Below are 23,986 nucleotides of genomic sequence, written 5' to 3' on the forward strand. Positions count from 1 at the left end.
TGACAGCTTTGGCAAGTCTTACAAGACTGGCAGGACTGACAGCTTTGGCAAGTCTTACAAGACTGGCAGGACTGACAGCTTTGGCAAGTCTTACAGGACTGGCAAGACTGGCAACAGTGACAAGAATAGCAGGACTGGCAAGACTGACAAGACTGGCAGCAGTGGCAAGAATAGCAGGACTGGCAAGACTGACAAGACTGGCAGCAGTGGCAAGAATAACAGGACTGGCAGGACTGACAAGATTGGCAGCTGTGGCAAGAATAACAGGACTGACAGCACTTCATCGAATAGCAGGACTCACAACTCTTCATCGAATAGCAGGACTCACAACTCTTCATCGAATAGCAGGACTGACAGCTCTTCATCGAATAACAAGACTGACAACTGCTCATCGAATAGCAGGACTGGCAACTCTTCATCGAATAGCAAGACTGACAACTGCTCATTGAGCAACTAAGCATAAAATCATCATCGTCATCATAATCACAATCATAATCACAATCATCATCGTAATCATCATCGTAATCATCATCGTCATCATAAAACATTAATGAATCACCTCCATAAAATTCAGGGTAACCTATTAACATAGTATGATAACGCTAGATCAGATGTGACATTGTTTAACGGTGGTATTTCGAAAGTGTCACGGGGACAGGTTCCTTGTCCCACGTAAAGGTATCAGCCTCTAATGCCCCTCCATCTTCCCGTCGGTTTTTTATATTCTTTGTAGAAACATCGCTTGACAAATTGTTCACCTAGTGTACAATATATTCATAGAGCACCATGATATTTTATTAACAACATGAGGTAGAAAAATGATGGAACAAAGAAAAGAAATGCTGAAATCTTTTTTTAGATTGTCAAGGAAATTCCTGGAGGCAATGAAACAACCAAATAAATTTGGCACAGACAGACTTCTATACTCATCAGAAATTCATACCCTCGAAATGATTGGCAAACATCCAGGCATAACCGTGACCGAACTGGCAGATCGACAGGGTATTTCCAAAAGCGCCCTGCCAAAAATCATACATAAACTCATTCAAAAAGATCTGGTCTACCGTTATCAGGAAACTGGCAATAAAAAAAATATTCTTTTGGAATTGACGGACAAAGGTCGAATTGCCGTTCAACATCATTTCAAATTTCACGAAACCTTTGACAGCGGCATTATGAAAAAAATTAACTCATTAACGCCGAAAGAATATTTGTTTCTCAGCGACATCCTGCAAGACCTGGAACAGTATATTGACCACATGGAGCAGCAGGAATAGCCATATTGGATTTATATAATGAGGTATTTAGCAACAAATGCCGGCAAAATAAACCTTCTCCACCGGCATTCATATGATTTTTCCTTATCGTTCACCTGGTGTACATTTTAATCACATACAAACTATCCTGACATTTTTATTAAGACATGCGAAACTATTCACCTAGGCAACTACCCTATAATCAAGTTTATCTGATTGAATTAAGATGCTATTTCAGCAACAAGGATATCCTTTGCAAACGTATGCGAGTGACATCCTTATCTTTTTAAATTATCGTTCACCTGGTTAACTTTTCTTCTGAATGTCTGACGCTTCATCCAGGCTTCTCTGCCAAGAATATTTAGTAACTTTTCGCTATTCTTGACTTTATCAATCTTATTCTACTTACTTTTACTAAAGGAGGAAGCTTCCTGTGCCACAGCATACCCCCCTTTCGTCAGGCCCCCTTTTTCTAGCTGAATTATTGAACATGCTGCTATTTGGCATCGCCCGGCGCGCACCGTAAATTCTTTTCCGAAAAAACAGATTGTATACGATAAGGAGTGTTTCTATGTTCAATATGCGACTGAATCTCAGCCGAAAAAAATACTATTATGCTCTGGTCGCTTTAACGGTAGGCTGCCTACTGGTAGGGGGCATGGCAAAAACACATTTTGCAAAAGCGCCAATAAAACCGGAAAGCTTCCCCGTGGTCCGCACCCAGCTCATTCAGGCAGCTACTGCCGGACAGGATTACACCTATGCCGGGGAAGTGCGCGGTCGCCATGAAAGCCAATTGGCTTTCCAGGTCACCGGCAAAATCATCAAACGCAATGTGCAGCTAGGCAGTATAGTCAATGTCGGTGATGTGCTGATGCAGATGGATGCGAAAGACATTCAGCAGACGGTAAGCAGTAATTCTGCCCAGATATATTCCGCCCAATCGCAACTTAAGCTTGCCGAAAGTAATTTGAACCGCTACCGGCAATTACTGGACAGCGGCGCGATCAGCCATGCTCAGTATGACCAGTACGTCAATACCTATGATGCCGCGGCGGCAGCGGTGCAGCAGGCGGCGGCCCAGTATACGCAGGGCGCTAATCAACTGGATTACACCTTATTGAAAGCGGATCAGACAGGAGTTGTCTCCGCAATCACCGCCGAGGCCGGCCAGGTTGTCAGCACCGGTCAGACAGTTGTCACCGTCGTCCAGGACGGAGAACAAGAAATCGAAATTAACGTACCTGAAAACCGCCTGGAAGAATTTAAAACCGCCGGACAGCTCCGAGTTACTTTTTGGGCTTTGCCAAATGTGACACTGAACGGTAACGTGCGGGAAATCGCTCCCATGGCAGATCCGACGACTCGCACCTTCAAAGTGCGCGTCAGCCTGCTCAATCCACCGCCTTCTGTCAAGCTTGGGATGACGGCTACCGTTGCCTTATTTGGTGGCGCTGCCCAATCTGCATTTTCCATTCCACTTTCTGCACTCTATCAGACCGGCAATACGCCCGCCGTCTGGGTTGTGAACGACAATATCCTGACACTGCGCCCCATCCAAACCGGACTCTTTGGTAATAGCACGATCCAGGTGCTGGCCGGACTGCAGCCAGGCGACTGGATTGTCAGCGCCGGCGTACATAAATTAACAGAAGGACAGAGGGTAAAAACAACCGGTGATGCCCTGTGAGCCATTTTAACCTTACCGCCTGGTCATTAAACCACAAACAATTCATTTATTTCTTTATCTTCCTCTTTTTTGTGGCTGGCCTTTTCTCCTACAAGAACGTGGGACGAATGGAAGATCCGGATTTCGCCATTAAACAAATGATTGTCAGCGTTGCCTGGTCAGGAGCCACCGCCAGCCAGATGGAAGAGCAGGTTACGGATAAAATTGAAAAGAAACTGCAGGACCTGCCTGGGCTTGACTATCTGAAAAGTTACTCTACACCGGGACGTACGGTGATTTACATCAATCTCAAAGATCAGGTTCCCGCCAAGGAGCTTCGGGCCAGATGGCTGGAAGCCCGCAATATGGTGAAAGATATCAAAGGAACCTTCCCGGAAGGCGTTTCTGAGCCCAGCTTCAATGACCGGTACGATGAAGTATATGGCGTAATCTATACGCTGACCGGTGATGGATTTACCTACGAGGAAATGCGGGAAAGAGCCGAAAAAATCCGCCGCATTCTCTTAAGCGTTCCCAGCGTAAGTAAAGTCCAGCTCTTGGGGGTGCAAAGCGAAAAAATCTACATTGAAATCGAAAATAGCAAACTGGCCCGTTTAGGTCTTGATCCGTCTGTAATTACAGCCGCCTTAAAGGAGCAAAATGCCATGGCCGCCGCCGGCATGCTGGAAACGGTATCCGACAATGCTTACTTACGAATTACCGGGATGTTTGAAAATTTGGAAGACATCCGCACCACGCCCATTCAGGCTGGTGGCCGCACCTTCCGTCTGGGAGACATAGCCAAGGTGACTCGCGCCTATGCTGAACCATCCGACCCGAAAATGTATTATAACGGTCAGCCGGCTGTCGGCATTTCTCTGGCAATGGAACCCGGCGGCAACATTCTGACACTGGGTAAAAATCTTGATAGTACTCTCTCTCAAATAAACCAAGAACTGCCGGCCGGGCTGGAAATCAATCAAACTGTCAATCAGCCGAAAGTTGTGGAATCCTCCATCGGCGAATTTGTTGAATCCCTGGTCGAAGCGATCGTCATCGTTTTAATTGTAAGCTTTGCCAGTCTGGGTATGCGGTCCGGCGTGGTCGTGGCCCTAACCATCCCTTTAGTCATTGCCATTACGTTTACCTTAATGTACCTGACAGGCATCGCCCTGCAGAGCATCTCGCTGGGGGCTCTCATCATTGCGCTAGGTTTGTTGGTCGATGATGCCATCATCGCCACTGAAATGATGATCGTCAAGCTGGAGCAAGGCTGGAGCCGCTTCGACGCCGCTTGTTTTTCCTATACCTCTACCGCCTATCCCCGTTTGACCGGCGCGTTAATAACCTGCGCGGGCTTTATTCCCATCGGTTTCTCCAAAGGACTTGCCGCCGAGTTTTGCGTCGATCTCTTTTGGGTTATATTCTTCGCACTCATTGCTTCCTGGCTGGTTGCCGGAGCAGTCGCCCCTTTGCTCGGTTACCAGTTTATTAAAATAAAACCGGCCCAGCAAACAACCGATGAAAGCAATGTCCACCATGACCTTTATGACACCCCCTTTTATCGGCGATTTAAACGCTTGTTACTGTGGTGCATGCATCACCGCAAAACCGTACTAACAGCTACTGCCGCCGCATTTATCGGCTCTATTTTTCTCTTGGGATTGGTCAAACAGGAATTCTTTCCTGCGTCCAGCCGTCCGGAGCTCATCATCCAGCTCAAATTACAGGAAGGAGCTTCCCTAACCAACACTGCGGATGTGGCCCGCCAGTTTGCTAAAGAATTGGACGACGACCCGAACATTTCCTATTACACCTATCATGTAGGTGAAGGAGCTCCTCGCTTTGTGCTCAGTTTTGAACCAACCTTCAATAAATCGAATTTCGCTGAATTCATTGTAGTAGCCAAGGATGTTCAGGCTCGTAATGCACTTGCCCTAAAAGCCGAACAATTATTAAACACTGAATTTACAGGTGTTCGAGGGCATATAAAGTTATTATTCACCGGAACGGGACCCGATTATCCGGTGATGCTGCGGGTAAAAGGCCCTGACCATGAAAAAGTTCGTGAAATCGCTGAACAAGTTCGCGCCGTCATGGCCGCCCATCCAGCTACACAAAACGTAAACCTCAACTGGAATGAGAAAAGCAAAGTGATGCACTTGGAGGTTGACCAGGCAAAAGCCAAAGCCCTCGGACTCAGTTCCCATGAATTGGCCGCATCGCTCCAAACTCAGTTGTCCGGAACACCTATCACCGAGTTTCGTCAGCATGATAAAACCGTCAGCATGGTTCTCCGGTTTGCGGAAGCGGACCGTAATAACCCGGAACGGATAAAAGACCTCAACATCCATATCGGCAACGGCAAATATGTCCCGCTTGACCAAATCGCCACCATCCGTTATGACGCCGAAGAAGGCTTAATTTACCGGCGCGACCTGCTGCCCATGATTATGGTACAGGCGGAACTGAATCCCACGTCTAAACATACCGGCTCGGACGTGACCAAGCAAGTTTACGGCAGCCTCCAGGAACTCAGAAGCAGTCTGCCAGCCGGCTATTTCATTGAATTTGACGGTGCAACGGAACGCAGCATTAAAAGCAGCAAGTTCCTGGCGGAACCCATCCCAGCCATGCTGCTTATCATTATGATTCTGCTCATGACGCAGCTGCAAAGTATACCGAAAATGCTGTTAACCCTCTTAACAGCGCCACTTGGTATTATCGGTGTATCCATCAGTCTCCTGCTCACCGGAAGTCCTATGGGATTTGTGGTCCAATTGGGAATTCTGGCCTTGTTCGGTATTATTATGCGCAATACCGTTATATTGATGGACCAGATTGAACAACATCTGGTGGCCGGCGACTCGCTATGGGACGCTATTGTGTCAGCGACAATCAGCCGCTTCCGCCCTATTATGCTAACAGCGGCAGCCGCTATCCTAGGCATGATTCCGCTGGTACCCAGTACTTTATGGGGCTCCATGGCGATTGCCATCGCCGGCGGTTTACTGGGAGCAACCATCCTGACTTTGCTGGTGCTGCCGGTTATGTATGCTACCTGGTATAAGGCACAACCAGATGACGGTACAAAAATCAATTCTTTAAATGACGCCGGAAAGTCAATGTCTTAGTAGTATGAAATTGCGCAATTACTGAAGCCACTGCTGCCATCATCATTGTCAGCCAGCGATTAGAAATGATTTCCAGAAACAATATAAATGTAAAATAATCCAACCGAAAGGAGAAATCGTGAAATCACCATTCATTCTCGTTAATACAGTCGTTGTAGCGGCTACTGCTTTCGTTATGTTTTGCCAAACTGCCCTGGCAGCACCGCTGGAGCTCTCACTTGATGCGAGTATTGCTCTGACGTATAAGAATAATCCAGCACTGCAAATTGCAGAAGCACGCCAAGAACAGTCAGTTTGGGCGCTGAAAGAAGCTCAGACCAATAAAAACATATCCCTAGATTATGCCCATACGGATATACGTTCAAATTCCCCGCCCACATGGTCACGCTCCCCTGAAGCCGTCTCTCCCTATAACTATTTCAGCAACCAGATTATCGCCAGTATTCCACTCTATACCGGTGGTAAAGTAGAAAACACGATTGAACAAGCGAAACTCAGTCACAAGGTGTCTCAGCTTGAAAGTGCAGCCACCAAACAACAACTCAAATTAGAAGCGAGTGAGGCCTATTATAATGTGCTGCAGAAAAAGACCTTGCTAGAAATCGCCAAACAAACGGTAAATGATTTTAACGCCCATCTTAAACGTGTCCAGCAAATGTACGATACCGGCGTGGCATCCTGGCATGACGTACTGCAAACCAAGGTCCGGCTAGCAAATGCGGAAAATGATTTAGTAAAAACGCAAAACGATTATGATCTAGCCGTCTACAGCCTAAATAAAACGATGGGCTTACCCCTGCGCAGCGAAATTACGCTGACAGAACCGCTAATTTATCAGGAATATGCTTTGGATCTTGACGACGTTATCTCCTATGGATTGGCACATCGTCCGGTGGTCGCTCAACAGCAGGCGAATATTCAAATAGAAGAAGCACAAATCAAAATCGCCCAAAGTGGACAACATCCCAAGGTTATGCTGACCGGGACCATGGCCTGGGATAACTACGACTTTGCTGGTACGGCGAACAGAGATTGGACCGCGATGTTGGTAACCCAATTTAACCTATTTGACTCTGGCAATACCAAAGCCAAAATCAGGCAGGCACAATCAGGCGAGTTAGCCGCACGGAAGCAAGCGCAACAAATACAGAATAACATTTCCTTGGAAATCAGCGATGCTTATTTGAGTATGAAGGAAGCAGAAAAACGAATAAGTACCAACAAGGTAGCTGTTGAAGAAGCCAGTGTGAATTTTGCTATTGCACAAAGAGCTTATAGCGCCGGTGTCGGCACCAATTTAGATGTTATGGATGCTGAACTGGCACTACACCAGGCAAAAACCAACTATACTAACTCATTATTTGACTATAACATCAGCAAGGCCCGGCTTCACAAGGCGATCGGCAGCGAATAAGCCACTAAGGAGATATTCTGCCAGTGCATGAACAATGTGATAAAAAACATTATGGTGGACTGTGCCAGTAGAGCTACAAGTATAACTCTATATACCCGTTCCCATCAGTAGGACGCTGGCGACGCAAAAATGGTGTGAAACATGTTGAATGGGACACGGGAGCAGGTTCCTTGCCCCCATTTAAAAATGATAGTTCTAGTCTTTTAGCTCGTTCCACCAGGTTATGCATGGATAACGCTCAGCACCGATAGTGACAATTTCACCGATTTTTGGCGTAGTTACTTTTACTTCTCGCCTTTCGGCCTCTATTAGCAGTCGTTCGATCTGACGTGTCCATTCAATATTCGATTGACTGAACATCCCCCAGTGGATTGGCAGCATGAGCTGCCCCTGTAAGTCAAGTTGTGCCTGCACCGCCTTTTCAGGAGTCATATGAATTGCCCCGAAGCTTTCAATAGCCTGGCCACATTCTACAAGAGTCAAGTCAAACGGACCATATTGGTCACCAATTTCCTTAAAATGTGGACCATAGGCACCATCACCACTAAAGAAAATGGTTTCCTTCTCACTGGTGATTACCCAGGAACACCATAAGGTCTTATTGCGGTCAAACAAACCTCTTCCTGAAAAATGCTGATTTGGCGTACAGGTAACTATCAGCTCTCCAAAGCACGAGGTTTCTCCATATGACAATTCTGCAATCTTTTCTCTGGCAATCCCCCACTGCCGCAGCCGATTGCCAACGCCGAGCGGCACACAAAACCGATGCACTTTCTCTTTGATTCCCATAATCGATCGATAATCCATATGATCGTAATGATCATGGGACAAGAGAAGAATATCTATTTCTGGGAGTTCCTGGGGTACAATCGGCAATTGTTCCGTAAACCGTTTTCCGGTAAAGAGAGAAAAAAACCAGAAAAGGTTCGAAAAGATTGGATCACACAGGATCGTCTTCCCTCCGATCTGCATTAAAACGGTGGAATGACCAAACCATACAGCTTTAGACTGCTTCGCCTGTAACATGTCATCCAGATTTAAAGTTTCCACAGGGATGGGCTGATGGGGTCTTCGATTTGGATAGTTATGTAAGAATCTTTTCAATAGTCGATATGGTATCTTCATGTGTGTACATCCTTTATTCTAATACCTACATTTCTTTTTCATCAAAATCCAAAAATTTAATGATTGGGCTCTATGCATAAATCCATTTGTCAGCTAATATTATCTCATTTTGGATGTATTTTATAATCCACTATGATGGTATCATTATTCCCGTTTTGTTTCCAGAAAAATTCTCATTTGGCGTAGATGCAGTCTTTGCTGGCGCTAAAACTGCAAAACACAAAACAGCTATTTGTCCAACATCAGACAAATAGCTGTTTACTCTTTTTTAACAACAAATCTGGATTTGAATGGTTGAGGTGAGCCATATCCCTCTTACTTAGGATTATTTTCTACCATGTCCATTAAATTATGGCCGAGCGACCGCAGTCCTTCAAGCATATTTGCAATTTCTTCGGTTGCTTGAGCTAGTTCATGACTGATAGAATTACTCTGTTCGACGTTGCTTAACACTTGATCCACTGCGTTACTAAATCTGACTAACATACTGGCAATGTCTCCGGCTGAACGTCTACTCTCATCCGCGAGCTTACGAACTTCGTCGGCCACCACAGAAAAGCCCCGTCCGTGTTCACCTGCGCGGGCAGCCTCAATGGCGGCATTTAAACCAAGTAAATTTGTTTGCTGAGCTACCTGTCGGATAATGCCTAAAATCTGAGTGGTATTTGTTAATTCCTGCGCAGCAACTTTAGCAATTTGCGCTGATCCCTGACTAGTGGAGACTAGTTCCTGTGACGATGCAGTCATTTCTTGGACGGCCGCTGCCGCTTGTTCTATATCTTGGTACAGCTTACTCACATAACGCTCAACCTGCTGCTTTCGCTCAAGCTCACGTGATCGCTCTACTTCTTGTGACTTAGCTATCTTAACAGCCGTATCAATCGCCTGCTTAACAGCTTCCTGTCCAGAATCTACGAATTCAATCTCAAAACCTTGCCTTTTAGCTAACTCTGTTCCGTTTGCATCACCAATGACACCCTTTATCCCCCGCTGCGAGAATTCTTCCATAGAATGCTTCAGATCCTCTTCATCAGCCCATGGACGCAAATAAATTTCCACCGGGCCAACCTGCAGCTCTTGAGGGCTGGTTCCAATCACAGCCTGGTTTATGGCGACACCAATCTTTTCTATCCCCCTGGCAACCAGCTTATGGATAGCGGGCAAAATATCACGTAACGATATAGCAATACTTACCACTTGTCTGCCGGTTTTTCGGTGTATCAACTCTGCCGTTCCCCCCCGGCTAATAAAAACACCGACCTGGGGATTATCTAAAACTATCTTTACAACTTCTTCCATACTCCCTTTTCGCACCTGCATATTTAAACCCATTTCAGCGATAATTTTATGGGCTATTTCAGCTACACTTTGCGACGGAGCAATAAATATTATCAATTCCAAATTCAACACTCCCTAATTAAATACTTTAATTCATTTCCAATATTTCGAATATTAAATAATTAGCTTTGAGAATAGTATAGCATGCAGAAATAAAATTTCAATAAAAAAATAGTTTGTTTGAAATTTTATTTCAAACAAACATAAAAAATCTTATTTTAAATAATACATCTTAAGAAATTGTGAAATAGGATCGATTACTTTTTTCACATACATTACTCACTTGTTGAAATATCATTTCTGCATGATATACTATTTTCATAATCTAAATATTAAATTTATTATTTGCAAAAGCAAATTGGAAGGCAGAGGAATCGTGTCATGACAAATCAGCCCTGTTTATTCAAAATACAAAGCAAATTGAAAGTATTAACTGATGCAGAAAGAAAAGTGGCCAAGTATGTAATTGATAATTATGCAGATATCCTCAAGCTGACGGTAACCGAGCTCGCTGAAAAATCTCAGTCTAGCGACGCCACTGTTGTAAGGTTCTGCAAAAATGTGGGCTACAAAGGTTATCAGGAGTTTAAGATCAGCCTGGCACAGGATATGATCATTCCAGTTAAACATTTAAATCCGGAATTGGATCAGGAGGACAGCACAGCAGAAATTACAAAAAAAATTTTTGGTTCTGTGATTACCGTACTTCAAGAAACGCTGACTGTGGTGAATGTAGATGAAATGGAAAAAGTCGCACAGGCAATTTCAAATGCTAGAAAAGTAACAATTTTCGGGTGCGGCGGCAGTTCTTATGTCGGACAGGACGCCATGCACAAGTTTTTAAAAATTGGAATTAAATGTTTTATATACAGTGACGTAGATACGCAAGCAATGGCCGCATCATTAATGAAACAAGGTGATGTTGTAATCGGAATTTCACATTCTGGCTGCAACAAAAGCGTTATAGACTGTCTCAAACTTGCTAAACAGGCAGGCGCTCTGATCATCGGCCTTACTACACAGGGAAAGTCACCCATGCTCAGAAATTGTGACATAGTATTGTGCACTTCAACCAAAGAAACCGTTTTTAAATCAGAATCAGTTACTGCAAGAATTGCACAGCTTGTAGTCATTGATTCTTTAGTGGCATCGGTCGCTTTTAAGAATTATGGACCATCCTATGATGCAATACAAAAAACTCGAAATGCAACAGCTAGTAGAAAATTCTAAGACCGGCCGCAGGATTCTTATTATCGCTATTCAAATGACTTTAGCAATTAGCTGAACAAGATTAAAATACTTTCCGCCCTCAGCCTCCATCATTTTGATGTCCTCAGCGACAACGGGATGATAACCCGTCTGCCATTCTTTCCACGCCTGTTTGCAACAGGCCATTTCACGACCGTCTACCACTTCAATGCCCTCGGCCCTCTTCCACAAATCTTTCCACCAATCAAGTGAGTGCAGGGTTCTTTCCATCTCGCTATTCCAAAACGGCTGCATATCATCGGGAATATTTTTCCCAAATTCGTATGTTAAGCCGGGAATAGCCACGGCGATATAGCCGCCCTTTTTCACAAAAGGAATGAGCGACGGGAGCATTTGGGCCGTATCACCAAAATAATGGTAAGCGTCCACAGTAAACAATAGGTCAAAATATCTATTTGCGAAAGGCAATCCTTTGGTCGCGTCTACTGAAATCGGAACGGCTTTATCATCAATCCCGATCGATTTGAAACGCTCATAGTTTTCAGTCGGTGAAATCCACAAGTCGGCGGCGAAAACTTTTGCGCCGTATTTTTGTGTCAGCAAGAGCGTGGAAAGACCGCACCCACAACCAAGATCAAGTATACGCATATTCTCATTGACGTTTAGGCATGACGCTAATTCCTCTGCTACTCGCATGGCATTAGGCCCCATCATGGCAGATTTCAGAAATTCCATGTTATTCTGACTGGAAATAAATTGATTTGTAAATGTGCACATACTATTCTTCCTCCGTTACTCTTTTATCTTGCCGTTATACATCAATTATAGTAGTTATAGTATTACAATGCACCCTACAAGATCATTCAGAAATAAAGAAGCGACACGGTAAAATCACCGTGTCGTTCTCACTTTTACATTAACTTTTCATATCAGCCACTATTTTGTAGATTGTTTTGGGTGATAAGTAATTACAGCTTGCAATATCTTCAACCGAAATACCGTCTTGATACTGAGAAAAAATGATCTCGTTGCGTTCCTGAATATATTGCCTGCTGTTTTTTACGTCCCCCCACCGTTTTTTATTCTCCGCCTTTCGTGGAATATAAATATATTCACCGTCAATATACTGTTGTATTGCTTCTAACAAATCAGCGGGAAATATACTAACTGCGTTCTTGTAGCCCATTATGCTCCTCCTAAAATTGTAGTTTTAGGATTGAGCAAAGGCTATCTCACAGCATGTTTGTTATGCGATAGCCTTTGCTCCGCATACCACCGACTCCAAATAATATAGGATCATAAGCCAATTTCCTTTCTTAAAGAGTTTATTTTTGTCTTACTTAAGCAATTTATTCTGATAAAATACAAAAAGTCCTGCTAAATTTATCCTTAATTAGCGCGTTCCACTTTGTGTCCTAAAAATTCCTCCAGTCTCTTATCGGAGTATTGGATATTGACGGTTTTATAGATATGCTGGTACCCGCAGCCTAAAAAAGGTATGGAAAACGGTTTATCCTTTAAATAATTCTGCTGAAATTCTCCCGAAAAACATTCGATGTATGCGTCGACATATTCCATTGTAATTGGGTTCGGTCCATGGCTACTATAAATATCTATGATATCCTTTTCTAAGCGTTTTATCTTTTTCCAGCTGTCCAGCGCCATGGAAAAAGGGGCGTTTCTATCAGATTCGAAAAAGAAAATGATGGCATAATCACAAATCATATCTCCTGAGAAAAGTCTCTTTTTTGCCCTATCCAGTAGCATGATATGCCCATAAGAATGCCCCGGTGTATATATTACCTCCAACGTCTTTCCGCCCAAGTCAAACAATTCTCCATCCTTTACAAAATGCGGAGTCAGGGCTCGGAGCAGGCTCTTTTCAGCGAATGCTTTGCTGTCAAAACGTTCAACGGCTTCCGGTTTATTCTCTTGTAGAAATTTTACTCCCGACGCAGCCGCGAACTGCCTTTCAGGCTTTGTGTCAAAGCCCATAATCTGACCGTAGTCCGGCTGGCACAGCCATATATCCCCAAAATGTTCACTGCCGTAGCTGTGGTCAGGATCGCCATGGGTCAATACAAGCATTACCGGCAAATCCGTTATACTTCTGATGATCGACCTTATGTCCTCGTAGCCAAAACCGGCATCAACTAAGATCGCTTTTTCCCGCCCCAGGATAAGATAGCAATGTACAATTCCAGCTTCCGTAATGACATATAGATCATCGTCCAGTTTCTGCGCCTTAAAAAAATCTGTTGTGTTAATCATGATTATCACCTTCCTTTGAAAAATTACATTTCGATATTACTCCCGATAGTTTAACCCGCATGTACAATGTCTACATTCCTAGCTATCTCCATTGATATGGCTACCAAAAAAACTGACTTATCTGCTGGATTTTATTTTACACATACATATTATAATGCTACAATAAATCTATCAAGTACGATCATATTTAATAGGTACTATCTTTAATGATAGTTAGGAGTGAAAAAGTATAAATAACATCAATTTTGAAGACTGTCCAATTGCATTAGCACAAAAAATAATCGGAGGCAAATGGGCTCTTCGGATACTACATCATTTAAGTTCGGGAATGCTTCGCTTTGGAGAAATGAATCGTCAAATGCCAGAAATAACACAGGCCACTTTAACAAAAGAACTCCGTAGTTTAGAGAGCTTTCAGCTTATACATAGAAAAGTGTACGCAGAAGTTCCACCACGAGTAGAATATTCATTAACCGAAATTGGAATGAAACTTTTGCCTGTTCTAAAAGAACTTGAAATATGGGGAGATGAATATAAAAAACGTATTAGACAATAACAAAGGAAAATAGATCCCTCAGAGATTAAAGGAGTCCAACGAACCTAATATAAAAACCAAGCAATCAAACCAGATAGGATTTGATTGCTTGGTTTTTATTATTTGCTAAACGCATTAAAAAAATTTTTCAGCTCCACTTTCGTTTCTTTTGGAACCTGGTTCTTCTTAACACCCAGAATAGCCCCTTCCAACGCATATAGCCGATGGATACAGGCGGAAGGATCTATTGCTCGTATTTTTAACCAGGCTTGCTTGCTGCCGCATTCCTTCAATTGTTCATAGGTTGTAATCCCCACATCATTGAGTTGTTTTTCAACTACCTCTCCAATATTGGGCAGATCAGATAAAATTCCCATGATATTCACCTCTCATACTAATCTGCTAGCTTATGAATCGTTTTTCTTTTTGTGACCTTGCCGCCCCTTTTCTTCCAGAGGGGGCAGTTTATTATTCGGTTATTTATTTTGTGTAAAAAAGATATGTTGATAAAAACATTAAAGCTAATCCAAGTATTCGAGAAACATTGATTGGCGTTTGGATATTGCCAAATAACCCATAATGGTCAATTATCATACTTAAAAACATCTGCCCAACTATACCGGCAATGATCGCTGAAGCAATGCCAATCTTCGGAACAGATAAAATAATAATATAAATAAATAACGCCCCAAATATACCCACAAATAATTTCCACTTAGGAAAATTAAGAGCTTCTAACATATTACCTTTGCCGAAAAAGCACGCCATAATAAATAAAATGATTGCTCCAACAGTATAGGCAAGACAACTAACTTCGATAGTACCTATTTTTCTTCCAAGCTCACTATTGACACTTGCTTGAAAAGATAATCCAATGCCTCCAATAAAACATAGAACCAAATAAAACCAGTTCAATTAAATCACCACCACGTAATTTGGATTGTTTACAGACATAGCTCAATTAAGCTTTTAGGCTCCTTGACAATTATACCTGCATGATCGAAAGGTGTTCAAAAGAGAAGCCGCCCATAAATTTACTGCCTAAGTTATTATGGTTAGCTTCTCTTTATAAATGCCAAATCCTGCTATGATTTTATATTATTGTCGACAGCCCCACCCTGCAAACTATTCTTCATAATTCTTAGCATATCCCTGCTGGATAGTCTCCTCAGAAAGCTCACCTTCCCAACGGGCAACAATCAACGTCGCAATCGCATTACCAATTAGGTTTACTGAAGTTCGTCCCATATCCATAAGGCGATCAACTCCCATGATCATAAATAACCCTTCCATAGGCAAGTTAAACATAGCGGCCCCTGCTGAAAGTTGTACAAACGCCATACCAGGCATTCCAGCAGATCCTTTTGACATAATCATCATGGCGACTATCATCATCATCTGTGTAGAGATATCAATTGGTATTTGAGACACCTGCGCAATAAACATTAGCGCCATGCACTTGTATATTGCCGCACCATCAAGATTAAATGAATAGCCTGTTGGAAGAACAAAGCTCACAATATGCTTGGGAACCCCAAATTTTAATAATTTTTCCATTAGTATAGGTAATGCCGCTTCACTAGAGCAAGTCGAAAAACTGAGAATTAACGGTTCTTTAATAACTCTAAATACTTGAATCATATTTATCTTTAACATAAAGCATGCAAGCCCTAATATACAAACAACAAATATAACCAGTCCTAAATATAAAGTCCCAATCAACTTCGCCAACGGTATTACCAAAGATAGTCCATACTTACCAACACTCCACCCCATAAAGGCGAAAATTCCAAAAGGAGTCACTTTCATGACATAATGGGTCACATTAAACATTGCTTCAGAAACTGCAGTCAGAAAATCAAGGATCGGTTTCCCCCGTTCTTTCAATGCTGCGGTAGCCACACCAAAAAAGCAGGAAAAGAAGACTACTTGTAGTAAATTTGCGGTACTTAATGCCTCGAATATATTGGTTGGTATAATAGACAGCAATAGCTCTGTCGTACTGCGGAACTTAGCGGCAGAAGCAGCTCCTTCTGGAGGTGCAACCTGCATAAGAGCGACCCCGGATCCTGGCTGGAGAACATTTGCCAGTACCAGGCCGATAATTAACGCAATTGTCGAAGCGAAGGTAAACCAAAGCAACGCCTTTCCGCCTAGCCTACTCATTTTTTTAAAATCGCCTGTACCAGCAATTCCTATAACCAATATGGAGAAAACTAACGGTACAATAATCATTTTGATCATTTTAATAAAAGCATCACCAATTGGTTTTAATGTTACGGAAAACTCTGGAAAAAAATACCCGCACGCGATCCCTCCTATTAGGGACATAAGTATCACTGATGGTGAAGTACTTTTTATTTTTTTAGAAGTCACCGAAATGTCAGACGAGTTTGCATCTACCAAGTGCTCTTTCATTTATAAACACCTTCCTATAATTAAATATTACTGCATCCATAACAAACTAAAAGGAAACTCAAAATCTTAGACAACTTTCATAGTTCTTCATCCTCCTTGTAAGAAAGACATACTATCCGCTAAAAACAACAAAAGGCGTCAGTGGCTTATAATTATGCCACGTGACGCCTTTGTCACCTAAATATATAAAAGCCTTTGTCTAATAGGTCTAAGGCTTCATTGCCTGAAATTAATAAACTTTAATTTATAAACTCTAGAGGCAATTATCAATAGCCTTTATACACGTTTATAAAGTAAGTACCTCGCGCTACGACGATTACAGTCAGCTTATTTATAGTAGTCGTCAATAATCTCGCAGCCCACTCTCTCTAAGCCTAGGTCTACCCAAGGCTTATCTCGGCGGATCCGGTCTTTAATGCCTTTGATGATTGCCTGTTCCTTGGCAAGCTTTGCTTTAGCCTTTGCCAATAACTCAGGTGCATCTTGAGGATTAATAATTACTATGCCATCCGCATCTCCTACTACAATATCCCCAGGATTTACAACGACACCTCCGCAGCAAACCGGCACATTAATCTCACCAGGACCATCTTTATAAGGACCCTTAGGTTGAACACCGGCAGCGTAAACAGACATGCCTAAACCCTTCATTGCCTCCGCGTCACGGATTGCCCCATCAATAACCACGCCAGCGATTCCATTCACAGCAGCCTGAGTCATCATAATTTCGCCCGTTATGGCATTCGCTAAATCTCCTTGCCCATCAACAACAATTACATCACCAGGCCGTGCTAGTTCTAACGCCTTATGAAGCAATAGGTTATCGCCGACTCTTGATTTCACAGTAAAAGCCGTACCCAGTAACGGCTTCGTATTAAATCGCTTTATTCGCACATCCATACAAAAAAACCGATTCATCTCATCAGCAATATTGGCTACCGGCAATCCTCTAAAACCCTCTACCAATTCCTTATTGGGGCGATAGATCTTCAGAAAAATTCTGCACCCTGCATTAGCCATGTAAATTCCTCCTGTTTTTAAGGTCAAAATTTAGAGTTACAAATCTTTGTAACACTTGATAAACGCCACTTGCAACACTTCATCTAGCAGTTTCTTTTCCCATCTCGCTACTCTGTTTAACTCAACACCGCAATAGCCGCTTCGATCCGTTCAAGCCCTTTCACTATATTCTCCATTGAGTTTGCATAGGAGAATCTCAGCTTGTTCTTGGTGTTGAACGCTTCTCCCGGAACTACTGCAACATGTGCTTCTTCTAGAAAAAAGGCGGCAAGATCCATCGAGCTGGTGATTGTTTTTCCAGCATATCCCCGGCCCAGCAATGCTGATATATCGGGAAGCAAATAAAATGCGCCTTTGACCGTATCACAGGTAAAACCATCTAGTTCATTCAGGCGTTTCTGCATAAAACGCCTCCGTTTATCATATTCCTCTCGCATGTTACTCAGGTCATTCTGCGGTCCGGTTATCGCCGCGAGCGCTGCCTTTTGCGAAATGGCACAGGCCCCTGATGTCATTTGACTCTGAAAAGCATTGATTGCCTTAGCAATCGGTTTAGCAGAGGCAGAATAGCCAATCCGCCAGCCTGGCATGGCGTATGCTTTGGATACCCCGTTGATGATCACACAACGCTCTTGCACCTCAGGAGAAATCGACCCAATACAGAAATGTTTTTCTCCATCGTAAATCAGTTTCTCATAAATTTCATCTGAAATTATGTAAAAATCGTGCTCCACTGCCATGGCAGCAAGTTTCCGTAAACTTTCCTCGCTATATATCGCTCCGCTTGGGTTGTTCGGCGTGTTGATAATAATCACCTTAGTCCGCGGTGTTATGGCTGCCTCGATTGCTGCGAGATCAAGGGCAAAACCACGCTTCTCATCAGCTTCGACCAGCACCGAAACCGCTCCGGTCAGCTTAACCATCTCCGTATAACTCACCCAACAAGGTACTGGAATAATTACTTCATCCCCCTCTCCACACAGCGCATACAACGCATTAAGTACCGATTGCTTTGCCCCATTGCTGACGCAAATTTGCTTGGGGTCGTAGGATACCCCATTATCCATGCGCAGTTTATTAACTACCGCCTCCTGCAGATCAAAAAATCCGCCAGTAGGGGGATACTTGGTAAAATTCTGGTTAACCGCTTCAAAAGCTGCCTTTTTAATATAATCTGGCGTTGGAAAGTCCGGTTCACCAATATTAAATGAAATTATATCTGTTCCTTGTCGCCTAAGCTCAGCTATCTTGCCTGATAGTGCCACCGTAGGTGAAGGCTGTACCTCGCCGGCTCGTCTGGAAAGCATTTTTAATTCCTCCATTTTCTTATCCAAATTGATAACTTATTTAAACAATCTCTTGCTACCTCATATACTCCGCGCATAATGGAATCTACTCCATAAGAATATCTCATCCTTTTCATATGCGAAGTAGTATTTAAGTATTAAATACTACTATATTTTTTATAAAAAGTATTAAATACTACATTTATGTATGTAGCTTATCGCCTCTTTTAGTATCTGTCAAGAATATAATTTAACTTCCAATAACATTGCTAATTTATAAATCAAGATATTATAATAATAGGTATTAAAATAATATCAAATGTTAGGGTGATATAATGGAACTTAATATATTGCAGAAAATTCAAAGCTCCACTAATGATTTAACAAAGACGCAGCTTCAGGTCTCCGAATATATTCAAGATAATCTTGTCGAGGCATCTTTTCAAACCCTCGATCAAATAGCCGCAAGTATAGGCACCAGTACCACTACTGTCATGCGTTTTGCTTTTAGTCTAGGGTTTAGCGGATATTCTGAATTACAAAAAGAACTTCAAAACTATATTCGGAGTAAATTAACCCCTGAATCCAGACTGGCGAAGAACTTGGAAACGATTAATGAAGCTTCCCTTAAACTGAAATGTGCTGAAAAACAGATAAACAACATAAAAAATACCCAAGAAAATCTATCAGAAGAAGCAATCCAAGAATCCATACGATTAATTAAAAAAGCAAAAACAATTTATATATTAGGCGCGAGAACTTCATTTACAATTTCATACTTTTTATATCAGTCTTTAGCCCAACAGTTGGACAATTGCGAATTGCTTTCCCCGGTAGGACATGACGTTGATCGAATATTAAATATTAACGCGGCTGATTTGATGATTGTAATCAGCTTGCCGCGCTACGCCAAATCCACAATAGAAATGGTTAAAGCGATTCGAACCTTAAGAAACCCATCAATAATAAGTATTACTGATGGGTTTACGGCGCCTTTAGTACCATACTCAGATATTGTATTGCCTTGCGAATACGATAGTTTATCTTATCACAATTCCATGTCAGCGCCGCTATATATTGCCGATCTTTTGGTCACAGAATTATCGCAAACGGCTAAATCAAAGGCAGCCAAAAGGTTAGTTGATGCCGAAGAACTTATGAAACTACTTGATTATCACTATGAATGACTATTTCAGAATCGATGTTACACACTAGTTAGTAACCAGTCAGACAGTTCTTCAATTTGGTCATCCATTATAGAGTGCTATCCGTATTTTTTACTGGCAAATTTTTGATCATCATTGAGCGAACTATAATAATACCACCAACTGCAGCAATAAACCCAAAAAGAAAGGTTGAAGAGTAGCTAAATTTATCAGCAATAACGCCTCCGATTGGTGCAGAAAATGCATAGGCAACATCTTGAAACATCGCGAACCCTCCGAAAGCCGCACCACGCTGTTCCGGACTAATTCTCTTTATAACTTCTACCCCCATAGCCGGATATATCATTGAACAGCCGAGACCAGTAAGCAAAGCTCCAAGTAAAGCAAGACTATAATGAGGTGCAAGCCAAAGTAATCCCTGCCCCGCTGTTTCAACCATAAGCGAAACAAGTGCAACCTTTACTCCTCCAATTTTATCGGGTAAAGTGCCGAAAAGAATACGACTTATCACAAATCCGATTCCGAATAACGAAAGACCAATACCAGCATATGGCCATCCTTGATCTTTGAAATAAAGGGAGATGAAGGCTCCTAAAACCGCAAATCCGATGCCTTGAAGTGTAACAGCCATTCCTTGTTTCCATATTGATCTTAAAAGTTTTAAAAATGACTTTTTCACTGCAATCGCTTTATGCGGAGCCACTTCTGGAGAAGTGATAAACATGATTACACCGATAATTGGCACGATGGATGAGGCCAGCATAACCGAATCAAAACCAAAACTCCTATAGAGCGTAAGTCCCACAGGCCCTCCCAGTGCAAATGCACCGTACATAGCCATTCCAAGAACCGCAAGTATCTTTCCTGAATGTACAGGCCCGAGATATAAAAAATGCCAACTTGGAATACCGACGGTTGTCATACTTTCTCCTATGCCGAGCAGGAGTCGCCCCACAATAAGAATAGCGAATGATATTGAAGCACTCAATCCTGCTATTGAGGCGGCCATACAAACAAGTGCGGCAACCATGTAAAAGAAAAAACCGATCATAAAACATTTTTTACTACTTTTGGTATCAGCAAAATCTCCTGCGTACTTTCTGGAAAGAATCGTTGCAATAAAAGATACCCCGACTGCAAATCCCCCTAACCAGTTAGGAAGATTGAGAACTTCTTTTACGAATACAGGGATGACCGGAAGCGCCATCGCAACGGATAAATAAGTGAGAAAAATTGCAATGCCTAGTTTTGAGAGACTTTGTTTTAATGATATTTTTGACATATGATCTCCTTATGACTGTAACCACCACCAAGCACGAAGGTACAAAAACGCACTTTCTGCATATGGAAAAACAGTGCGTTGGCTGACGTGAACGCTTACGTTATTTTGATATAATATAAGTTCTTTTTCGCAAAAAAGTAATCATTTTTTCAATGTACTCTCTCCTTTTTAATATGATTCCTGCCGGGAAAAAGAGCAACAAAAAAACGCACTCTCTTCCCTTTACAGGTCGGACAGTGCGTTGGCTGACGTGAACGCTTACGATATATTGTACGGCTATTATATCCTGCTTCTCATACAAAATCAATACTTTAAAATAAATTACCCTATTTTACTCCGATAATACCATTCTACCACGGTGCAGTTCCTCTCAGGCTGGTTAATAGTTGTTACTGTCTATAAACCTCGTCCTCATGACTTCTCATGTTTGATCCCTTTCGATAACCGGCTTACTAATTTTTACTGCTCTTTTCTGAATTTTGAGAGGGGTCCAAATTATTTGCTTGCTGCTTATCGTCAGAAGCTTCCTTTATTTGACCCACTCTTTTATACGCTGCAGCTCGATTTAGATAAATATCGGCTTTCAAGATGTTGTACTTTGGCTTATCTGAAAGTTTTGCAATTGCTTTGCTATAATCATCAATTGCCTTTTGATAATCCTTTAAACCATAATACGCTTTTCCTCTTTCGTTATAATAGTCAGCGGTTTTAGGAGATAATTTGACTGCTTTATCAAAATCGCTAAATGCATTCTTATAATCTCGTAAAGATAAATACGCCTTCCCACGAGAATAGTACACCATACTAGGTGCAGACATCTTGGGAGCCATCTCAAATGCCTTATTGTAATCATTAATCGCTTCTCGATATCTTTTCACAGCATAATAGGCTTGTCCTCTTTCAAGATAATAGCCATAATCATCACTTTTTAATTGGATAGCCTGATTATAATCATCAATTGCTTTTTGATATTTTTTTACTTTGTAATAAAGTTTCCCGCGGTCATAATAATTATCGGCAACCTTTGGTTTTAGCTCAATTGCTTTATTAAAATTTTCTACTGCACTTTGATAATTATTTAAAATAGAATGATTGTATCCACGCATATTGTAGTGCTTATAATGATTCGGTTCTAATTCAATAGCCTCAGTATAATCGTTGACAGCACTTAGGTTATCATCCAATATATAGTAGGCAAAAGCACGACTACTATAATAATCCGCATCATACGGCTCTGAAGCAATTGCTTTATCATAATAAGAGATAGCTTCTTTATAATTGCTTTTATATCCATTTTCCCTTGCCTTTTGAAAAAACTCATCAGCTACATCTTTTTCAGGAAATAACTTTTTTAAAATTTTCCGTACAACAGCATGATACACATTACTATTATATTTTTTGTCCACATCAATTGTATCTATTACAGCAATGAGCTGATTCGATGACTCATCCAAGTGATTGACATCTAATTGTTTAACTACTTCATTGACTCGTTCAATATCTGAATTATACTCACCTGGATGGATATAAATATCTAATCTAGACGGATTCCATGTATCTATCACCGATTTTATAATCGTATAAGGATCTCTAGATGCACCAAAAGACATCGGCACCAAACCATAACTATCTATGGTTTGGCCGTCTTTGTCCCGTGCAGCAAGAAAGCGCCATTGCCTTACAGCCTCTAGAGCAGCATTATCAAGTATTTCATAACCTGAAGATCCATCTAGAGAAATCTTTCCAATTGAGCTGTCTTTTAAAATCTTTATTTTAATCCGGACAGTTCCTGCCAAATTATATTTTGCTGCCTCTTGGGAATACATAGGCGCGACCCTACTAATAATCTGAAGCGGTGAAGAAAGATTTGCCTCAATCTTCTCCGGCAAAGCAGCATTATTATCTTCTGCATGAGAAGTGTTAGGAACAATTAATAATACAGACAGAAGCAACATACATAAACTGACGATTTTCTTCATTAATCCATCTCCTAGCAATAACAATTATCTTTGGAAAAAACAAGACTTTTGCCCCTACTAAAAGAGCTGGCATTTCGTCCTACTGATTAATTGATCCCTCGTAATATTTTAGTTAATAAGATTAGCAAGAATATTACGATAGATCCAAAATGAGCAACTGAATATATACCGATACCTATAATTACGATTATAAATACGAGCAATATAATGTAAAAAACATGCATATATTTTTTTGCCTGATTCATGAATATGTGATACAGGGTTACCTTTTTATAATGAATTCTCTCCATAGCAAAGTCTACAAATTCTCCCGGAAAAGATGTATATAATCTTCTTTGCTGCCCAGACCAGAAAAAATGTTGGTCGAATAAGTTCCAAACTATTGGAGGTAAACGGTACTGAGTTGTTTGATATTGTTCTAACAAAAAGTGCAACATGTTATAGTCCAACTTTTGCTTTATATCTAAATTCCAGTAAGTATCATCTTCTAACAGTTCTTTCCATTGGCATATTTCTTCTCGCAGCATCTCATCGCTATAAAGTTCTTTTACCCTATTCATAAACTGTTCCACCGTATTGTCGATAAGAAAATTTGTTTCTACTCTACATTCCGATGCACTAATTGTTTTTACTTCTAATAGCTTTGTTTTTTTATCAATAGACTTCGATGATTCATGATCTTCAAAATGATCAACAAGTTCCATATTTTTCACGTTTTTTGCTTGTTTTAGCGCGAATTCATACGCTTCTCTAAGACGCTGAAATCCTTGAGGATCATCCTCCGGATGATATAATTTAGTTTTTCCAGCATAAGCTCTTTTAATTGCCAAAGTATCTGCTGTAGGTTTCAATCCTAAAATATCCCAAAAACTCACTTTATATCT

The 23,986-nt window shown here is 41.6% G+C and carries 21 protein-coding genes; 8 read left to right on the forward strand and 13 right to left on the reverse strand.

Annotated features, from left to right (window positions below; all coding sequences use genetic code 11):
* The 5 genes from BMZ99_RS26505 to BMZ99_RS19975 all read left to right on the forward strand — a co-directional run.
* The coding region (locus tag BMZ99_RS26505) for a hypothetical protein (protein WP_090941833.1) at positions 1-449 on the forward strand (449 nt) is incomplete at its 5' end.
* 369 nt (positions 450-818) lie between these two features.
* Positions 819-1,277 (forward strand): MarR family winged helix-turn-helix transcriptional regulator, encoded by a 459-nt coding sequence (locus tag BMZ99_RS19960; protein ID WP_090941836.1) that lies wholly within the window; start codon positions 819-821, stop codon positions 1,275-1,277.
* A 550-nt stretch (positions 1,278-1,827) separates the two neighbouring features.
* On the forward strand, positions 1,828-2,946 hold the full coding sequence (locus BMZ99_RS19965; RefSeq protein ID WP_090941839.1) for an efflux RND transporter periplasmic adaptor subunit: 1,119 nt from the start codon (positions 1,828-1,830) through the stop codon (positions 2,944-2,946).
* Positions 2,943-6,059: an efflux RND transporter permease subunit gene (locus tag BMZ99_RS19970; RefSeq protein WP_090941842.1), complete on the forward strand. Its 3,117-nt coding sequence runs from the start codon at positions 2,943-2,945 to the stop codon at positions 6,057-6,059. Before BMZ99_RS19965 ends, BMZ99_RS19970 begins: the two co-directional genes overlap by 4 nt.
* Positions 6,060-6,177: 118 nt before the next feature.
* Positions 6,178-7,473 (forward strand): TolC family protein, encoded by a 1,296-nt coding sequence (locus BMZ99_RS19975; protein WP_090941845.1) that lies wholly within the window; start codon positions 6,178-6,180, stop codon positions 7,471-7,473.
* 195 nt (positions 7,474-7,668) lie between these two features.
* Here BMZ99_RS19975 and BMZ99_RS19980 read toward each other — a convergent pair whose 3' ends face one another.
* Both BMZ99_RS19980 and BMZ99_RS19985 read right to left on the reverse strand, forming a co-directional pair.
* On the reverse strand, positions 7,669-8,598 hold the full coding sequence (locus BMZ99_RS19980; protein WP_090941850.1) for an MBL fold metallo-hydrolase: 930 nt from the start codon (positions 8,596-8,598) through the stop codon (positions 7,669-7,671).
* Positions 8,599-8,913: 315 nt separating this feature from the next.
* Positions 8,914-9,999 carry a PrpR N-terminal domain-containing protein gene (locus tag BMZ99_RS19985; RefSeq protein ID WP_090941853.1) on the reverse strand — a complete coding sequence of 362 codons (1,086 nt, stop codon included), beginning with the start codon at positions 9,997-9,999 and terminating at the stop codon, positions 8,914-8,916.
* A gap of 318 nt (positions 10,000-10,317) precedes the next feature.
* Here BMZ99_RS19985 and BMZ99_RS19990 point away from each other — a divergent pair, with 318 nt between their 5' ends.
* Positions 10,318-11,166, forward strand: coding sequence for a MurR/RpiR family transcriptional regulator (locus BMZ99_RS19990; protein WP_090941855.1), 849 nt, complete (start codon positions 10,318-10,320; stop codon positions 11,164-11,166).
* A gap of 30 nt (positions 11,167-11,196) precedes the next feature.
* Here the strand turns inward: BMZ99_RS19990 and BMZ99_RS19995 are convergent, their stop codons facing one another.
* The 3 genes from BMZ99_RS19995 to BMZ99_RS20005 all read right to left on the reverse strand — a co-directional run bounded on the left by BMZ99_RS19995 (position 11,197) and on the right by BMZ99_RS20005 (position 13,416).
* The gene (locus BMZ99_RS19995; protein ID WP_090941858.1) at positions 11,197-11,922 is read right to left on the reverse strand and encodes an SAM-dependent methyltransferase; all 726 of its coding nucleotides are present in this window, start codon (positions 11,920-11,922) and stop codon (positions 11,197-11,199) included.
* 139 nt (positions 11,923-12,061) lie between these two features.
* Complete coding sequence (locus BMZ99_RS20000; protein ID WP_090941863.1) at positions 12,062-12,331, reverse strand: CD3324 family protein; 270 nt, start codon at positions 12,329-12,331, stop codon at positions 12,062-12,064.
* 203 nt (positions 12,332-12,534) lie between these two features.
* Positions 12,535-13,416: an MBL fold metallo-hydrolase gene (locus BMZ99_RS20005; RefSeq protein ID WP_090941864.1), complete on the reverse strand. Its 882-nt coding sequence runs from the start codon at positions 13,414-13,416 to the stop codon at positions 12,535-12,537.
* Between the two features lie 280 nt (positions 13,417-13,696).
* On the opposite strand from BMZ99_RS20005, the gene BMZ99_RS20010 reads away from it, so the two are divergent.
* The gene (locus tag BMZ99_RS20010; RefSeq protein ID WP_281246850.1) at positions 13,697-13,972 is read left to right on the forward strand and encodes a winged helix-turn-helix transcriptional regulator; all 276 of its coding nucleotides are present in this window, start codon (positions 13,697-13,699) and stop codon (positions 13,970-13,972) included.
* Positions 13,973-14,070: 98 nt separating this feature from the next.
* Here the strand turns inward: BMZ99_RS20010 and BMZ99_RS20015 are convergent, their stop codons facing one another.
* The 5 genes from BMZ99_RS20015 to BMZ99_RS20035 all read right to left on the reverse strand — a co-directional run bounded on the left by BMZ99_RS20015 (position 14,071) and on the right by BMZ99_RS20035 (position 18,723).
* Positions 14,071-14,328, reverse strand: a complete 258-nt coding sequence (locus BMZ99_RS20015) for a TfoX/Sxy family protein (RefSeq protein WP_090941866.1) — start codon at positions 14,326-14,328, stop codon at positions 14,071-14,073.
* Positions 14,329-14,431: 103 nt separating this feature from the next.
* Positions 14,432-14,866: a DMT family transporter gene (locus BMZ99_RS20020; protein ID WP_090941871.1), complete on the reverse strand. Its 435-nt coding sequence runs from the start codon at positions 14,864-14,866 to the stop codon at positions 14,432-14,434.
* A 210-nt stretch (positions 14,867-15,076) separates the two neighbouring features.
* Positions 15,077-16,369, reverse strand: a complete 1,293-nt coding sequence (locus tag BMZ99_RS20025) for a dicarboxylate/amino acid:cation symporter (protein ID WP_090941874.1) — start codon at positions 16,367-16,369, stop codon at positions 15,077-15,079.
* 327 nt (positions 16,370-16,696) lie between these two features.
* The gene (locus BMZ99_RS20030; protein ID WP_090941877.1) at positions 16,697-17,389 is read right to left on the reverse strand and encodes an RraA family protein; all 693 of its coding nucleotides are present in this window, start codon (positions 17,387-17,389) and stop codon (positions 16,697-16,699) included.
* A 116-nt stretch (positions 17,390-17,505) separates the two neighbouring features.
* Positions 17,506-18,723: a pyridoxal phosphate-dependent aminotransferase gene (locus tag BMZ99_RS20035; RefSeq protein WP_217645120.1), complete on the reverse strand. Its 1,218-nt coding sequence runs from the start codon at positions 18,721-18,723 to the stop codon at positions 17,506-17,508.
* 287 nt (positions 18,724-19,010) lie between these two features.
* Here BMZ99_RS20035 and BMZ99_RS20040 point away from each other — a divergent pair, with 287 nt between their 5' ends.
* Positions 19,011-19,862, forward strand: coding sequence for a MurR/RpiR family transcriptional regulator (locus tag BMZ99_RS20040; protein ID WP_090941881.1), 852 nt, complete (start codon positions 19,011-19,013; stop codon positions 19,860-19,862).
* A gap of 67 nt (positions 19,863-19,929) precedes the next feature.
* Here the strand turns inward: BMZ99_RS20040 and BMZ99_RS20045 are convergent, their stop codons facing one another.
* The 3 genes from BMZ99_RS20045 to BMZ99_RS26795 all read right to left on the reverse strand — a co-directional run bounded on the left by BMZ99_RS20045 (position 19,930) and on the right by BMZ99_RS26795 (position 23,977).
* The gene (locus tag BMZ99_RS20045) at positions 19,930-21,123 is read right to left on the reverse strand and encodes an arabinose transporter (protein ID WP_090941891.1); all 1,194 of its coding nucleotides are present in this window, start codon (positions 21,121-21,123) and stop codon (positions 19,930-19,932) included.
* Positions 21,124-21,575: 452 nt separating this feature from the next.
* Positions 21,576-23,102, reverse strand: a complete 1,527-nt coding sequence (locus tag BMZ99_RS20050; protein WP_090941893.1) for a TonB family protein — start codon at positions 23,100-23,102, stop codon at positions 21,576-21,578.
* 86 nt (positions 23,103-23,188) lie between these two features.
* Positions 23,189-23,977, reverse strand: coding sequence for a J domain-containing protein (locus tag BMZ99_RS26795; protein ID WP_090941895.1), 789 nt, complete (start codon positions 23,975-23,977; stop codon positions 23,189-23,191).
* Positions 23,978-23,986 lie beyond the last annotated feature (9 nt).

The organism is Pelosinus propionicus DSM 13327 (genome assembly GCF_900114615.1).
GTDB classification, from domain to species: Bacteria; Bacillota; Negativicutes; order DSM-13327; family DSM-13327; genus Pelosinus; species Pelosinus propionicus.